The organism is Streptomyces bacillaris (genome assembly GCF_003268675.1).
Taxonomy (GTDB): domain Bacteria; phylum Actinomycetota; class Actinomycetes; order Streptomycetales; family Streptomycetaceae; genus Streptomyces; species Streptomyces bacillaris.
Map to the genome: position 1 here is coordinate 3,298,814 of NZ_CP029378.1, position 16,085 is coordinate 3,314,898.

10 protein-coding genes and 2 pseudogenes are annotated in these 16,085 nt (G+C 72.8%); 2 read left to right on the forward strand and 10 right to left on the reverse strand.

Going from position 1 to position 16,085, the window contains the following annotated elements; translation table 11 throughout:
* Positions 1-297: 297 nt before the first annotated feature.
* The 3 genes from DJ476_RS13930 to DJ476_RS13940 form a co-directional block, all read right to left on the reverse strand.
* On the reverse strand, positions 298-1,560 hold the full coding sequence (locus DJ476_RS13930) for a helix-turn-helix domain-containing protein (RefSeq protein ID WP_112490654.1): 1,263 nt from the start codon (positions 1,558-1,560) through the stop codon (positions 298-300).
* Positions 1,561-1,604: 44 nt separating this feature from the next.
* Positions 1,605-2,243 carry an HAD family hydrolase gene (locus DJ476_RS13935; RefSeq protein ID WP_112490655.1) on the reverse strand — a complete coding sequence of 213 codons (639 nt, stop codon included), beginning with the start codon at positions 2,241-2,243 and terminating at the stop codon, positions 1,605-1,607.
* A gap of 199 nt (positions 2,244-2,442) precedes the next feature.
* Positions 2,443-3,105, reverse strand: a complete 663-nt coding sequence (locus DJ476_RS13940; protein ID WP_112490656.1) for an HAD family hydrolase — start codon at positions 3,103-3,105, stop codon at positions 2,443-2,445.
* Positions 3,106-3,300: 195 nt separating this feature from the next.
* Between DJ476_RS13940 and DJ476_RS13945 the strand changes: the two genes are divergently transcribed.
* Positions 3,301-3,666: an HD domain-containing protein gene (locus tag DJ476_RS13945; RefSeq protein ID WP_112490657.1), complete on the forward strand. Its 366-nt coding sequence runs from the start codon at positions 3,301-3,303 to the stop codon at positions 3,664-3,666.
* Positions 3,667-3,677: 11 nt separating this feature from the next.
* A pseudogene (locus tag DJ476_RS35560) lies at positions 3,678-3,834 on the forward strand (IS630 family transposase); the annotation flags it as partial.
* A gap of 60 nt (positions 3,835-3,894) precedes the next feature.
* Here the strand turns inward: DJ476_RS35560 and DJ476_RS13955 are convergent.
* The 7 genes and pseudogenes from DJ476_RS13955 to DJ476_RS13985 form a co-directional block, all read right to left on the reverse strand.
* Positions 3,895-4,281 carry a nuclear transport factor 2 family protein gene (locus DJ476_RS13955; RefSeq protein ID WP_112490658.1) on the reverse strand — a complete coding sequence of 129 codons (387 nt, stop codon included), beginning with the start codon at positions 4,279-4,281 and terminating at the stop codon, positions 3,895-3,897.
* Positions 4,282-4,407: 126 nt separating this feature from the next.
* Positions 4,408-9,618 carry a hypothetical protein gene (locus tag DJ476_RS13960; protein ID WP_318294669.1) on the reverse strand — a complete coding sequence of 1,737 codons (5,211 nt, stop codon included), beginning with the start codon at positions 9,616-9,618 and terminating at the stop codon, positions 4,408-4,410.
* Between the two features lie 207 nt (positions 9,619-9,825).
* Positions 9,826-10,443: a TetR/AcrR family transcriptional regulator gene (locus tag DJ476_RS13965; protein WP_103419071.1), complete on the reverse strand. Its 618-nt coding sequence runs from the start codon at positions 10,441-10,443 to the stop codon at positions 9,826-9,828.
* Positions 10,431-11,165, reverse strand: a complete 735-nt coding sequence (locus DJ476_RS13970; protein ID WP_112490659.1) for an enoyl-CoA hydratase family protein — start codon at positions 11,163-11,165, stop codon at positions 10,431-10,433. The genes DJ476_RS13965 and DJ476_RS13970 overlap by 13 nt, the downstream gene beginning before the upstream one ends.
* Positions 11,162-12,763, reverse strand: coding sequence for a 4-coumarate--CoA ligase family protein (locus tag DJ476_RS13975; RefSeq protein ID WP_112490660.1), 1,602 nt, complete (start codon positions 12,761-12,763; stop codon positions 11,162-11,164). Before DJ476_RS13975 ends, DJ476_RS13970 begins: the two co-directional genes overlap by 4 nt.
* Before the next feature lie 148 nt (positions 12,764-12,911).
* Positions 12,912-14,084 carry an acyl-CoA dehydrogenase family protein gene (locus tag DJ476_RS13980; protein WP_103419068.1) on the reverse strand — a complete coding sequence of 391 codons (1,173 nt, stop codon included), beginning with the start codon at positions 14,082-14,084 and terminating at the stop codon, positions 12,912-12,914.
* Positions 14,081-16,068 (reverse strand): annotated as a pseudogene (locus DJ476_RS13985) (ATP-binding protein). Before DJ476_RS13985 ends, DJ476_RS13980 begins: the two are co-directional and overlap by 4 nt.
* Positions 16,069-16,085 lie beyond the last annotated feature (17 nt).

Consider the following 16,085-nt stretch of genomic DNA (forward strand, 5'->3'; position numbering starts at 1 on the left):
AGTCGTGCGCATCGGCTACCGCGTAACACCTCATCGACGCCTCTCCCGCCAAGCTTGGCGGAGTGCGGCAACTGCCGGACAGGGGGCTCCTGCGCGACAGGCGGAGCACGTCACCGAATGCCTCAGGAGCGTGCGGTACGCCATATCGTCCGCTCCCCTCGCGGCGATGTCCCGCCCGGCAGCTTCCTTACGTAAGGGGATGGTCATCCGGTCTCCTCCAGCTGTGTCGCGGACAGCCAAAGCATCGGCCTTCAGGAGCAACGCAACTGCTACAGCGTGTAGCAGCAGGCGATCGTCCTAGACGGCACCGACCCAACGGGCGAAATGCGACAGGCTCTCGGCATCGGAGCGATGGAACCGGCGTAGGTTCCCGGCGACTTCGCGGGCCCAGGGGTGTTCGCGCGTATGTTGCGGGGCTACAGCACGCGCCGCTTTCAGGCTGGCGAAGGCATCGGCAGGTCGACCTGCCCACTCCTGCGCCCTTGCCAGGTCGATGTAGAACCCGCTTCGGCGCTCGGCCGGCAGGTCGTCGCCGGGTTTCCACGCGTGGGCTGCGCTCAGGGCGCGGTCGGCGTATCCAGGCCCCAGGCCGACGGCCACGGAGACCTCGTGGACACGGACACTCCCGGGGCCGAATGCCGTGCCGAAGTACGTTCCTTCGAGGGCGACTTGTTCGCCGAGACGTCGGGCGTACGCCATGTGGGTCTCGGCCGCGTCCACGCTCCCGGCGCGACTCGCCATCACGGCGGCTCTCATGTGCAGGGCGCCGAGCACAGCGCTCTCCGTACGTCCGGTCGGCGGCGGCGCGGCCTCGATGGCCCGCTCCAGCGAAACGAGGCCGGCCTCATGTGCGCAAGCCGCGAAGAACGTCTCGGCCCGTACGTAGGAGGCGCTCGCCTGGACAAGAGGGTCAGCAGCCCAGTCAGCTGCCCAGCGCATCAGCTCGATGAGCCGCGCGGAGAGATCATGTGCCCCGTGTTTGTAGGCGACGGCATCAGCAGTGCGAGCGGCAGAGGCCAGTAACCGCGCGGCATCACGGTGTTCGGCTCCGGGGGCGGTGTGAACGTAGCGAAGGGCATCGGCCAACAGGCCTGGGAGAGCCGTGGCGATGCGGCCGTACTGGGCACTGAGCCTCCATCCCACGGCGGTCGCGATTTCGTCGGCCAGTTGCCCCGGGGGACGAGTGGGCCGGCCCAGTGGTAGGTCGTATCCAGCGATCACCTCCGACAGGGCGGGAAGCGCCCGGTGGACGCGCCGCTCCGTGCCGACGTATCCCGTTCGCAGGTGCGCGGCTTCCACACCGAGGGCGTCGGCGATCGCCTCCAGTACGTCGTCGCCGGGGCGGCGGGCACCTCGCTCGACGGACCGAACCGTCGCGTATGAGACGTGAGCGGCTGCGGCGAGGGCGGTCTGCGTGAGGCGGCGGGCACCTCGCTCGACGGACCGAACCGTCGCGTATGAGACGTGAGCGGCTGCGGCGAGGGCGGTCTGCGTGAGGCGGCGTGCACGGCGGCGGGCGGCAATGCGCTCACCGATCGCACGAGGGCTGTCGTCGAACACTCACTCAACGTACCCATGCGGTGGCGACACCGGTGTCCGTTCGCCTATTCCTCCACGATCGCCGCCAGCTCGACGAGGGATTCGACCACCCAGTCGGCCTCTTCACGGACACGCCGGTCGTTCGCCCACAGGTGCCCCCACGGACCGCGTCGAAGGTGCGCGGTGCGCAGCCCGGCCTCGGCGGCGGGGAACGTGTCGTTCGCGGGGTGATCCCCGACGTACACGGTGTCCTTCGCGGGAGCACCGGACGCATCGAGCACCCGCGCGAAGAACTCCGCCGAAGGCTTGGCGCAGCCCCACTCCTCGGAAGTCGCGACAATATCGGCGGGCAGGTCCAGCGTCCGGAGCAACTCGCCTGCGCGCGCTGTCTGGTTGCCAGCGACGACGACACGCATGCCGCGTGCTTGAAGCCGGGTGAGCGCGGGGCGGACGTCCTCGTACAGATCGGACTCGTCGAGGTGCTCGCCCCGCCCGGCGGCCTCTCGGGCAGCGTATTCGGCAGGAATATCGATACCTGGTCTCACGAGCTTCAGGGCTTCGGAGTTGTCGAGCCCTTGAGCAGTGACGGCACCGACCAGAGCCGACAGAGTGTGCCTGGGGGTGCCGAGCCAGTCGGCCCAGGAACCCCAGTATCGGTCGTCGCGGACGAGGGTCTCACCGATGTCGAACACGAACGTCTTCACGCGACGAGCCTACGTACGGTTCCGGATCGCGGCACGCGGCGTCGGCCACCGGCTCATCCAGCCCGACGAGGACGGAGAGCAAACCGGAGCCCGGCGATATCGGACGGTCGATGGGGGAGCTGGAGGGCGCTCAGTACGTGATCCGCCCCGCCGAGAGCGACATCTCAGGGCGTCCGCCCCCGCAACTGGTCGCCGAATTTCAGGGCTCTCGGACGTTGAACTGCTGGATCAGAGGTGACAGTTCGAGGAGGCTCTCCACCCGGAAGGTGGGGAGCCTCCTCGCCTCCTCCGTCTCCCACTGGATCGTCGCCCAAGGCCCGCGGTGCACGAGCGCCGTACGCATGCCTGCCGCGACGGCGGGCCGGAGGTCGTTGTCGACGCGGTCACCGACGTAGAGAATCTCGCTGGGCTCGGCCGGAACTACCTCGGCGACGCGCACGAAGAACTCGGGGTCGGGTTTCGACGCGCCCCAGTCGTCCGAGGTGCCGATCAGGTCGACATCCTGGGCGAACAGACTTCTCAGGATGCCGCCCGCCCGGACCGTCTGGTTACCCGCGATACCGAGCCAGAGGCCGTCCGCACGCAACGCTGCCAGGGAGTCGCGTACGTCGGGGTACAGGTCCGACTCGTCGAAGTGCTCCGGTTGCCCGGCGACTGCCCGTGCCTCTCGCTCGGCGTAGAGGTCGAAGCCGGGGCGGAAGACCTGGAACGTCTCGCGGTAGTCCCTCCCCTGGGCGATCACTGCGCCGAACTGCGCGGCAAAGGTGTGGCGGGGGACCCCGAGCCAGTCCGCCCAGGTGCCGTACTCGCGGGTCTCGTCCACCAGGCACTCACCGACGTCGAACACCACTGCACGAATCATGCCGAGATCGTAAGGGCCGACCGAGTGGCCACGCGAAGGCGGCCCCGCGTCCCCGCGGCGAACCCACACTCCCGGCCCGTCCGACCAACAGAGAGGGGAGCGTGAGCAACGCTCCGGTGATGTTGGATGGCCAGGGATCAGGAGAAATCAGGTAGCCGATCCGCCTCTCCCACCGAGGCGTGAGAGGAGCAACTCCTGGCCGGTGACGACCTGTCCGCAGTGGGCCGCTTCCTGTACGAGGCGGGCACACTCAGGCACGCCCGCCGCATCGGGTGGTGGATGGCCGGGGTCCGGGACCCCGAGAGCGTGGCCGAGCACTCGTGGCGTACGGCGCTGATCGCCACGATCATCGCGAAGCTGGAGGGCGCCGACGCGGACAAGCTGGAGTGCATGCTTCAGGGCATCGAGTACAAGGCCCAGGGTTACGAGAACGCCCAACGCTGGATCGACAACAGCCGGGGGCGTCTCACCACCGAAACCGCGAACCGGCTGGCGGACGAGCTGCTGGCGCAGGGCAGCATCGACTTGCTGCGATCGGCTCTGGGAGAGGAGCGGGGATAGCGGAGAAGCCTCACACCGTGCAGACACGAGCCCTGCACGTCTATCCACGCCGGCGCAACGCCAACGCCCGCCACCGCGACGCCCTGGCCGCCGAGCGCAGGGGACGGCAGGGGACGGGCCCGCATCCGAAGCGAGAAGGGCACCCGTTGGGGCGGACGCCGCCTCAGCAGCCTGACCAGCCGCGAACGGAGCCGGTTCAGGAGAAGGACGGCGCCAGAGCCCAACGGCTCAGGAGGCGGCTGGCTCGATCTCCCCCGCGAAGACGATGACCTGGTCGATGAGGCTCCGCCGCAGATGGACAACGTCCGTTCCCGCCAGGCGGGGGCCTCCATCCGGCGTCGTGAAGACCCACTGGTACCGGGCCCACTCGTCGGGCATGTCCACCGCCGAACAGCGCACCATCGTGCCGGTCCCCGCGGGGTGGCGCCGGATGTCCAGCACGAACCGCTCGACCGCCTCGATCCCCTCGCTGCGGCCCAACGGCCCCCAGAAGACCACGTCCGAGGTGAGGGCCTGGGAGAGCAGCGCAGTCACATAGCTGTCGTCCGAGGCGTTGAACGCGGAGATGAACGTGTCGATCGCGGACCGGGCGGTCTCTTCCTGCTCTTCCTGCATGCACCAGTAGTACCAGTCGCCTCGCGGACCGCGCTCGTCCCGTGCGCCGTCTACCGACCGCGGTGAACCAGCCCGGCCACAGCAGTGGTCCCCGCGCACGCGGGGCTCTGGGCCCAGCCCCCCCCCTCACACCCCCAATTCCCCCCGCGGATCCGCAACCGCCTCCGGATACGCGGCCAGCAACCGACGGGCCACCGGCAAAGGCATCCGCACCACCACCGGCTGCGGCAGCGTCAGTTCGCGTTCCGCCACTGACGTGCGGGAGGAGCGCACCCGGTCCGTCACCCGTGCCACTATCCGTACGTCCAGGGTGAATTGGACCAGTACGGACGCGAACTTCGGTTTGTGCAGGGGCATCGAGCCCGCTCCGCTCGCCGATGCGCCCGTGGCGGAGGCCGAGCCGCCCCCGTTGGCCATCAGTTGGTTGAGGCGGAACTCGTCGGCGTTGAGGACTCCGGCGCCCAGGAGGCCGCGGGCCTGGCGGCTCTTTTCGGCTGCGGACTGGGCGTCGGTCTGGGTGGGGCGGGGGGCGGTCAGGTCGCTCTGGGCCACTGTTTCGAACGTCATCTTGTCTCCCGCCCCGAGGATCCGGCCCGCTCTCAACCGGGCGTGGACGGAGGCCTGGAGGTCCTGGCCCTTCGCGCCGGTCGCATGGACCGGGGGGAGGGGCGCGCCGGTGTGGGTGAGGAGGGGGAGGGCCGCGATCAGCCACTCCGTGGAGACGGCCTCGCCCAGGGTGTACGCGGCGGCCTGGCCCTTCTCTCGGAAGCGGGGGTTGCCGCCGGCCGCCTGGACGGTGCGCGAGACCAGGTCCCGTACGCGCGGCGCGCCCTGGAAGCCGTTCACCTGGGCCTCCATCGGGAGGGGCACGCCGCTCGCGCGCCAGGCGCCCAGGGCGGCGTCGCTTCCCTGTGGGGCGTCCGGGCGGGGGTGGGCGGCGGGGCGGCGGGGGGTGGTCACGCGGGAGAGGGCCTTGAGGTCGGCCTCCAGGATGCGGTGGACCAGCGTCGTACGGCCCAGGCCTGCGACGGCCAGTCTGCGGTCGCCCCGGTGGAGTTCGAGGGACGGCACGACCGGGACCCGCATCCGCGCCGACTTGGCCGTCTTCGCCTCCGCCACCGTCTTCATGCCGAGTTGGCCCCTGGTCGCGCCTCCTCGGCGGCGGCCGGAGCCCTTGGCCAGTCCCACGCCTCCCGCTCCGCCCGTGCTCTTCACCTGGCCCTTGCCGCCGTCCGGTTTGCCGGAGGCCGCGAGGATGCCCTCCACGCCCACCGACTCCCCCTCGTCGTGGGCGGTGGACTGCTGGGCGATCGCCGAGGTGATGTACTCCATGTCCCGGCCGTCGTCCGCCTCGCCGTCCCAGACCCCGTCGCCCACCCGGTCCACCTTGAACACCGCCCAGTACGGGGTCTTGCGGCCGTCCAGCAGCTCCACCGTGACCCCGCCGTCCATCGCGCTCGCCAGCAGGCCGGTGGAGCCGTCGCGGTCCAGGACCCGGAGCAGGCGCTGCACGTTGTCGTTGCGGTCCCGCAGCTGCTGCCTGGGCAGGAGTTCGTCCGCCAGGTCCTGGTGGCCCGTGAGCGCCAGGGTGTTGCGCAGGCCGGACAGGAGGGGGACGAAGTCCGGTACGTCCTCGATCATGCCGAAGCCCAGGGGGAGCCCGCGGGACAGGGTCGTCCGGGGGCGGGAGCCGCTGCCCGAACTCCCCCCGGCTCCGGAACCGGCCCCGGATCCGGCCCCGACCGCGCTCGTGGCCGTGGCCGTGCTCGTGGCCGTGGCCGTGCTCGTGGTCGCCGCCGGTGTCTCGTCCGCCTTCAGCTCCTTGCGGGCCGACCTCGGCAGGTCCACCCCCGCCGCCCGTAGCTGCGCCGCCGTCAGCCACACCGCCGCCGCGCCCGGCAGGGTCCGTGCCGCGCTCGCCACGTACGGGCCGCCGCCCGTGACCTTGACCTCCGCCACCATCGCGACCAGGAGATCGCACCGTACGAGGTAGAGCGGGGCCTTCTTCGGGGTGTGGGCGTTGCGCTCGACCGTGCCCGCGACCGTGGCCGCCTCGCTGTCGCCCGTGCCCTTCGATCCGTACGCCGACAGGCCCTCGCCCACCCGCCAGTCCGCGCCGTTCTGTACGAGGGTGGCCCCGGCCTGCACCGTGGTGGAGGTGCCCCCGCCCTGCTGTCCGCCCGCCTGGTGGCCGCCCAGGACGAAGGTCTCCGTGCCGGGGCCCGCCGCCTCGTGCACCACCTGGGGTGCGGACAGGGCCAGTCGGGTGCCCACCGCACCGTTCAGCGCCGCCAGGCGGCGGGGGTAGCGCAGGTTCTTCACCACCCAGCCCGACGAGGCCGCCTGCCGCAGGGACGCCGTGATCGCCCTCGGGCTGAACCGCTCCTCCACCGCCAGCCGGGGCGCCAGGCCCTCCGTGGCCAGCGCCGAGTCCTGGCGGCCCGCCTCGCCCCGGGCGGCGGCCCGGGACAGCAGGCTCAGGGCCAGGTCGCGGATCGGCTGACCGTCGCCCACCGTCTCCACCAACTGCCAGTCGCGTACGAGGTGTTGGCCCGTGGGTGCAGCCGGAGGCGTCGTCGACAGGTCGCCTATGCCCGTTGCCGTCGTCGCGCTCTCCGCGCCGGGTGCCCGGCCCGTGCCCGCGTCCAGGCGGCGTTTCTCCTCCGCTCCTACCGTGAACTCCGTCGGAGTGAGGAGACGTACGTCCTGTTCCTCCAGGTGCAGGCCGGAGAGCAGCTTCGCCTCCGGTACGTCCCTGCCCGGGGCGCCCGGGGTCAGTGCGCGGGTCATCTTGCGTGGCCGTGAGGTCATCGTGACGTCCACGTTCAGCCGCAGCGCCGCCCCGAACGCGGCCGCTCTCTCGGAGCCGTTGGTGAGGACGTCCGTACGGGTCGTGGGGCCGGCCTGGTTACGGCGCGTGCCCGACGTCGTCCGCTCGTAGCGGGCCGAGCCCGTGAGCGCGCCCGGGATCAGGCGCGCCTGGGCCAGCACCATGCCGCCGATCGAGCGCGAACTGCTGCGCCCGCTCTGCGCGTTGGACGCCACACCGGCATGGGCACGGACCAGCCAGTCGTCGATGTCGCCCAGGTGGTTCGCCTCACCCACGGTTCCGTGGACCCGCAGCTGTACGTCATGGGAGTGCATCGCCGTCTTGCGGCGCAGCCGGACCCTGATCCCCGTCGACAGCAACTGGTCCTTGTTCACCCGGAGGTTGGCCTCCGAGAGCGCTGTCGTCAGTTCGCGGTAGTTCGCGCGCTGCGCCTCCGCCTCCTCCCTACTGAGGTCGGCCGCAGGTGGCGTCGTGCCGAAGGCGGGGAGGTAGCCGGTCAGCCGGGGGTCCGTGGCGAACAGCTCCCGTACCGCCTTCATCATGGGCGCCGTGTCGAGGCGGCCCAGCGTCACGCTCGATCCCATCGCGCCGAAGGGGAGCTGGCGTTCGGACCCGCCCCCGGCCCCAGCCGCACCCGATGCCGATCCCTCGCCCTCGCCCGGAACCGAAGGCGCCGCCCCCGGTTTCGGCGGCTTGATGAAGTCTCCCGCCGTCACCCCCGGCGGCAGCGGCAGGCCCAACTCCCGTGCCTCGTCCGCCCGCAGGCTGATCCAGACCCGCATCGCGTGGGTGGCCACCCGCGCCTCGGGGTGGAGGATCATCCGCATCGACCGGGGGCCCGTGCCCTCCACCGTGAACCGGACCGTCCCCGTGTACAGCACCTTCTCGCCCCGCACCTCCGCCCCCTGGCGGCTGGAGACGGTCTGCTCGTTCACGCTGAACCGGGCCTCGCGGGCCGCCGCGACCGGCATCGCCGTGGCCCGGACCACCGCCGCGTTCGCCGCCGCCCCGACCCCGGCCGCCGGGCCGATCCCGCCCGCGACCGCGCGGCCCTTGCCCGCCGACTCGGTCGCGGTGTGCTGGGCCTGCTGGTGGGTACGGAGCTGGGTCTTCCCGGTCGACCAGGCCGGGGCCAGACCGGTGACGGCGGCGCGCATGCGGTAACTGCCCGCGCTGCTCCCGTCCTTGGAGTACAGGTCGTCCCCGGTCACCCCGTCGCCGCCCAGCAGCCGGGGCAGGTCCTCCAGCACGGTCGGGGTCGCCGTCGCCTCGTAGAGCCGGGCGCGGCCGGGGGCGCCCGGCGCGGTCAGCGAGGGGTGCAGGACCGAGGCGACCGCGTCGAACAGCCCGCCGCCGCCCTGGTGCGGCCCGGCCGGGTCGGAGACGCCCACCGGGGCGAGGGAGTCGGCCAGCGCCACCCGCCGCGCGAGGCCCGCGTCCACCGGCTCCGGGCGGGCCGGTGCCCCGGTCCCCGCCGGGATCAGGTGCTCGGTGGGCACCCGCTGGGTCAGCCCTCCCGAGCCCCGGAACACCTGCTCGCCCCCGCCCGCCTGGCGCCGGACCCGTACGACGTACACCACCCGGCGCGCGACCTCCACCGACCCCTTGTCGCTGCGCAGCACCCGGGGTTCGGCCACCCCGCGCTGGGAGCGGGAGTCCCGCGAGGACTGCCAGGGCTGGACGTTCCCCGTCACCGCGCCGCCCAGCCACAGCCCCGGCGCGACCGGGGCGAGCCCGAACGCCGTACCGCCCACGCCCTTGCTCGACGAGTTCCCCACCGAACGGGCCGCCGTGGCACCGGTGTTGTGCTGGACGTCGACCTTGGTCTCCTTGCCCTCCGGGTCGTCAACGGCGGCGAGCGGCGCCCCACCCGGGTCCGGCGCGGCCGTGCCGAGGTCGGCGGCGGGGTGGAAGGTCGGCGGGCGGTCGTCGGGGGCGGGGGCGATGGAGACCGTGACGTCGTAGCCCCCGCCGCCCCGGGAGCCCTCCCCGCCCTGACCGCCCGCGGAACCACTCCCGGAACCGGCCCCAGCACTGGCCTCCACCGCGAACGCGCGCCCCCGCCCGAAGAACGACTCGGGCCGGCCCGCCAGTTCGGCCGCGATCCCCGCCACCGTGCCGTCGCCGTGCCCGACCACGGCCGCCACCGCGTTCCGTACGAACTCGTGCCCGGTCAGCCCGTACGCCGTCGACAGACCGCCCGCCTCCAGGTCCATCAGGTACGGCGGCAGGACGAGCCCCTGCTCCGCCCGCTCGTCGATGGACGGCGGCCGGTGGGCGGGCCGCTTGCCGCGCCGGACCGCCCGTGCGGTGGCCGCGTTGCCCAGCGTCTGCTGCATGCCCGACAGGCTGCGCGGACCGCCGCCGAGAATGCCGGGCCCACCGCCGAGGAGGGCCGGAGCGCCGCCGAGGACGGCCGGGGCGCTGCCGAGGGCCTCCGGGCCGCCGCCGTCCGTACGCGACAGCGGAGACTCCCGGGGCGTCCGCGCGGCGGCCTCCTCGGACACACCCCGCGCACGCGCACCCGTGCTCGCCCCCGGGCTGCCGCTTCCGCCGCCGCTCCCCGACCCCTGCCGTCTCCGCACAGCGTCAACGTAGCCAGCGGTACGGCCCCCGGCGCGCGATCGGCGGGCCCTGCGGCCATTCGCCGCCGACTCCACATCCGTACGTCAACTGCCGTACACCCGCCCCGTCCGTCACGGACGGGGCGGGCCTCACCCCAGCCCCTCCTCCACCAGCGCCGCCCACTGCGCCACCACCCGCGCGCGCCGGGCGGTGTCGTCGGTGAGGAGGTTGGCCAGGCCCAGGCCGCGGGCCATGTCCAGCAGACCCTGGACCGTCTCGCGGGCCCCGGGGCGGGACTCGTCGGCGCCCAGGAGTTCGACGGCGATCCGGTGGGTCTCGCGGCCCACCCGCGCCTCCAGCTCCGTCACCCGCGGCCGCAACTGCTCCTCGTTCGACGCCGCCACCCACAGCTGCAGCGCCGCCCGGAACAACGGCCCCGTGTACAGGTCCACCAGCGCCGCGACCACCTCCGCGCGCCCCTGCACGGGGAGCGCGCGCAGGGCGGCGGAGCGCTCCTCCGCCACGTACTCCACCGCCCCCGTGAACAGGTCCTCGCGGGTCGGGAAGTGGTGCTGGGCCGCGCCCCGCGAGACCCCGGCCCGCTCGGCGACCACCGAGACGGTGGAGCCCGCCCAGCCGTGTTCGGCCAGACAGGCCACCGCCGCCTCCAGGAGCCGCTGCCGGGTCGCCCGGCTGCGGTCCTGCTTGGGCGCGTGCACCGCTTTGGGACTGGAGGGGGAAGAGGAGGAAGAGGTCACCGCACCCATACCGGGTCCCGTCGTTCGAGGAAGGCCGTCATCCCCTCCCTCGCCTCGTCGGAGGCGAACAGTTCCGCTGAGCGGGCGATGAGGTCTTCGGCGTACTGGTCGAAGCTTCTCAGCACCGTAGCCGTGACCAGCTCCTTCGATGCGGCCAGCCCCTGCGGTGACGCCCTGCGCACCCCGTCCAGGACCGGGACGAGCGCCTTGTCCACGTCCTCGGCGGAGACCGTCACCAGGCCGATCCGCGCCGCCTCCGCCGCGTCGAACCGCTCCCCCGTGAGGAAGTACCGGTGCGCCGCCGTACGGTCCATGCGCGGCAGCAGCGTCAGCGAGATGACCGCCGGGGCCAGCCCCAGCCGCGACTCCGTGAGCGCGAACGTCGACGCCGGGCCCGCCACAGCGATGTCGCACGCGGCCAGCAGGCCCAGGCCGCCCGCCCGGACGTGCCCGTCGACCCGCGCCACCACCGGCTTCGGCAGCGCCACGACCTCCCGCATCAGCCCCACGAACGCCCCCGGGTCCGGCGGCGCCTTCAGGTCCGCCCCCGCGCAGAACGTCGACCCGGTGTGGGCCAGCACCACCGCCCGTACGGTGGCGTCGGCGGCGCAGGCCGCCAGGGACCCGCGCACCTCCTCCACCAGCTCCGCCGAGAGCGCGTTGCGGTTGGCCGGGGAGTCGAGCGTCAGCGTGACGACGCCCCGCTCCTCCGTCCGTACGATCAGAGTCACCGTTCCTCCGAGATTCCCGAGTGGTCCGTCTTCTCCCGGTCGCGCAGCTCGCGCCGGAGGATCTTGCCGGACGCCGCCCGGGGCACCACGTCCACGAACTCGGCCTGCCGCACCTTCTTGTACGGGGAGACCCGCTCGGCGACGTACGCCAGCACGTCGTCCTCGGTCAGCCCCTCCGCCCCCGGCGACCGGACGAGGAACGCCTTCGGGACCTCGTTCCCCTCGGCGTCGTACACCCCGATCACCGCCGCGTCCGCCACCTGCTCATGGGTGAGCAGCAGCGCCTCCAGCTCGGCCGGGGCGACCTGGTACCCCTTGTACTTGATCAGCTCCTTGACCCGGTCGACGACGTACAGCCAGCCGTCCTCGTCCACCCGGCCGACGTCCCCCGTGTGCACCCACCCGTCCGCGTCGATCATGTCGGCGGTGGCGTCGGGGCGGCCGAGGTAGCCCTTCATCACCTGCGGGCCGCGGATCAGGATCTCGCCGTCCGTCCCCGGCTCCGCGTCCCGCGCCGGGTCCTCCAGCGACACGATCCGCATCTCCGTGTTCGGCAGCAGCCTGCCCACCGTGCCCGGCGGCGGCCGCTCCGCGGAGAGCGGCACCACATGCGTCCCGGGCGACAGCTCCGTCATCCCGTACGCCTGCCGCACCGGCGGCAGCCCCAGCCGGGCCGAACATGCCTCCGCCAGCTCGGCGTCGAGCGGGGCGGCGGCGCTGACGATGTAGCGGAGCGAGGACAGGTCGTACTCCCCCACGAGCGGGTGCTTGGCCAGCGCCAGCACGATCGGCGGAGCCACGTACAGACCGGTGATGCGGTGCGTCTGGATGGCCGCCAGGAACTGCACCAGGTCGAAGCGGGGCAGGACGACGACCGTGGAGCCGGAGCGGAGGGGGGCGTTCATGAGGGCCGTGAGCCCATAAATATGAAAAAACGGAAGAATCGCGAGAATTCGGTCGCCCTCCCCCATCGGGATGAACGGCCTCAGCTGCTCCAGGTTCGTCCCGATCGACCGGTGCGTCAGCATCACGCCCTTGGGCGTGCCCGTCGTACCGGAGCTGTACGGGAGGGCGGCGACGTCCTCGCCAGGGGCGATGGCGACGGTCGGTTCGGGGGCGGTGGAGGCCAGCATGTCCAGGACGGAGGTGTGGCCCTCCGCCTGGTCGCAGACGTAGATCTCCTGTACGCCGCCGGTGAGTTCGGCCGCGCGGCGGGCCGTGTCCAGGAGCGGGGAGACGGTGACGATCCACTTCGCACCGCTGTCGGCCAGCTGCTTGGCGAACTCCTCGGGCGTGGCCAGCGGGTGGACCGTCGTGACCGAGGCGCCGGCGCGCGTGGCGCCGTAGAAGACCGCCGGGTACGCGATGGTGTTCGGGCTGTGCAGGGCGAGGACATCGCCCTTCCGCAGTCCGGCCTCCGCGAGTGCGGCGGCGATCCGGCGGTGGAAGCCGTCGAGCTGGGCGTACGTGAGGGTGGTGCCGTTCACCCCGTCGATCAGGGCGACCGTGTCACCGAACTCCGCGGCCCCGCCGAGGACCGCTTCGTGGATGGGTGTGTCGAGGGCCGGTACGTCTGCGTACTCACTGCGGAACACCATGGCAGTACCCCTGTGTGGTCGCGGTGGCCCGCGCCGCCCGGGAGGGGAAGGCGGTGCGGGACGCCGTGCGGGTGTTGTGTGGAGAGTCAGAATCACCCCTGGGGGCGGGGGTCGGGGAGAGGTCGGACGGAAGTGGACCCGAGAGGTGTCAGTACGACTTCGGCAGGCCCAGCGACTGGTGTGAGACGTAGTTCAGGATCATCTCCCGGCTGACCGGTGCGATCCGGGCCACCCGGGAGGCCGTGATCAGGGAGGCGAGCCCGTACTCGCGGGTCAGGCCGTTGCCGCCGAGGGTGTGGACCGCCTGGTCGACCGCCTTGACGCAGGCCTCGCCCGCCGCGTACTTGGCCATGTTGGCCGCCTCGCCCGCCCCGATGTCGTCGCCCTCGTCGTAGAGCCGGGCCGCCTTCTGCATCATCAGCCGCGACAGCTCCAGGTCGATGTGGGCGGTGGCGAGCGGGTGGGCGATGGCCTGGTGGGCGCCGATCGGGTCCTTCCAGACCTGGCGGGTCCGGGCGTACTCGACGGCCCGGCCCAGCGCGAACCGGCCCATCCCGATCCCGAACGCGGCCGTCATGATCCGCTCGGGGTTCAGCCCCGCGAAGAGCTGGAGCAGCCCCGCGTCCTCGTCCCCGACCAGGGCGTCGGCGGGCAGCCGTACGTCGTCGAGTACCAGCTCGAACTGCTTCTCGGGGGCGTGGAGTTCCATGTCGATCGCGTTCCGGCCGAAGCCCTCCGCATCACGCGGGACGATGAACAGGCACGGCTTGAGCTTGCCCGACCGGGCGTCCTCCGTACGGCCCACGATCAGTGTGGCGTCGGCTATGTCGACGCCCGACACGAAGACCTTGCGGCCGGTGAGGATCCAGTCCGTGCCGTCGCGGCGGGCGGTGGTGGTGATCCGGTGGGAGTTGGAGCCGGCGTCCGGCTCGGTGATGCCGAAGGCCATGGTGAGGGTGCCGTCGGCCAGGCCCGGCAGCCACTGCTGCTTCTGCTCGTCCGTGCCGAAGCGGGCGATGACCGTGCCGCAGATCGCGGGGGACACGATCATCATCAGGAGCGGGGAGCCCGCCGCCCCCAACTCCTCCAGCACGATGGAGAGTTCGGCCATGCCGCCGCCCCCGCCGCCGTACTCCTCGGGCAGGTTCACGCCCAGGTAGCCGAGCTTGGCGGCCTCCGCCCACAGCTCGCGGGTGTGGGAGCCCTCGCGGATGACGGTGGTCATGTAGTCGCGCCCGTACCGCTTACCGAGGGCGGCGACGGCGGCGCGGAGCGCCTGGTGCTCTTCGGTTTCGAGTGCGGCGGTGCGGACGGTGCTCATGCGGTCTCCTCCGGTGCGGGGGCGCCAGCGGCGCGTTCCTGGACTACGGCGAGCAGGGCGCCGACCTCGACCTGGTGGCCGGGGGCGGCGTGCAGGGCGGTGAGGGTGCCGGAGGCGGGGGCGAGGATGCGGTGCTCCATCTTCATCGCCTCCAGCCAGATCAGCGGCTGCCCGGCCTCGACCACGGCCCCCGGCGCCAGGCCCTCGGCGAGGCGGACGACGGTGCCGGGCATGGGGGCGAGGAGGGAGCCGGGGTCGGTCCGGGTCGTGGGGTCGGTGAAGCGGGGCAGGGCGGTGAAGGTGTACGAGGCTCCGGCGGTGTCCACGTGGACCCGGTCGCGGTCCCGGTCGTACGCGAGGCCGAAGTGGCGGGTCACGCCGTCGAGTTCGAGGGTGACGAGGGTGGGGGTGACGGAGACGACCCGGGTGCCGCTGCCGGCCTCGTACGGCTCCGGGATGCCGGTGCGCGGGGTGCGGTAGGCGATCTCGTGCTCGGTGCCGTCGGGTTCGCTGCGGTAGCGCTTGACCTGGGGCTGGGAGGGGACGTTGCGCCAGGCGCCGAAGCGGCTGGGGTGGGGGCGGGGCCCGTGCCGTGCGTGGTGGCGGCCACGGCTTCCGCCAGGGCGGCGGCGAGGGCGGCTGTCGCCGGGTCGCCGTCGCCGGGGGCGGTGAGGGCGGGGAGGTGGCGGTCGTAGAAGCCGGTGTCGAGGCGGCCCGCCACGAAGTCCGGGTGGCGCAACGACCGTACGAGCAGAGCCCTGTTGGTGACCGGGCCGTGGATACGGGCGCGCTCCAGAGCTCCGGCGAGCAGCCGGATGGCCGCCGTCCTGGTCGGGGCGTGGGCGATGACCTTGGCGAGCATCGGGTCGTAGTGGACGCCGATGGTGTCGCCGCCGGTGTACCCGGTGTCCAGGCGCAGGCCGGGGGCGTCCGGCACCTCCAGCGTGAGCAGTGCTCCGGTCTGCGGCTGCCAGTCGCGCGCGGGGTCCTCGGCGTAGAGCCGGGCCTCGACCGCGTGCCCCGCGGCCGCAGGAACCACGGCGTCCAGCGGCTCCCCCTCCGCCACCCGCAATTGCAGCGCGACCAGGTCGACGCCGAACACGGCCTCCGTCACCGGGTGTTCGACCTGGAGGCGGGTGTTCATCTCCAGGAAGTACGGCCGCCCCTCGGCCGAGACCAGGAACTCCACGGTCCCCGCCCCCCGGTAGCCGACCGCCCGCGCGGCCGCCACCGCCGCGTCGTGGAGCCGCGCGCGCAGGGCGTCGTCCAGGCCGGGCGCCGGGGCCTCCTCGATGACCTTCTGGTGGCGGCGCTGGAGCGAGCAGTCCCGGGTGCCGAGCGCCCACACGGTGTCGTACGCGTCCGCCATGACCTGCACCTCGACGTGCCGGCCCCGCTCCACGTACGGCTCCGCGAACACCTCGCCGTCCCCGAAGGCCGACGCGGCCTCGGCGGCGGCCGCCAGCAACTCACTTCCCAGTGAATCCAGTTCGCGGACGATCCGCATCCCCCGCCCCCCTCCGCCGGAGGCGGCCTTCAGCAGCAGCGGCAGATCGTCCGGGCCCGCCGTGGCCGGGTCCACCGGGGCCAGCAGCGGCACCCCGGCCCCCGCCATCAGCTCCTTGGCCCGGGTCTTGGAGGCCATCAGCTCGATGGCCTTGACCGGCGGACCCACCCACACGAGCCCCGCGTCCTGTATGGCGGCGGCGAAGGCGGCGTTCTCGGAGAGGAAGCCGTAGCCGGGGTGCACGGCGTCCGCCCCGGCGGCCAGGGCGGCGGCCACGACGAGGTCGCCGCGCAGATAGGTGTCGGCGGGGGCGGCCCCCGGCAGCCGTACGGCGAGGTCGGCCTCGCGTACGTGCAGGGCGTCGGCGTCCGCGTCGGAGTACACGGCGACCGTGGTGATGCCCAGGTCACGGCAGGTGCGGAAGATCCGGCAGGCGATCTCGCCCCGGTTGGCGACGAGCAACGTGGTGATGGTCATCTGGGCCTCACATCCGG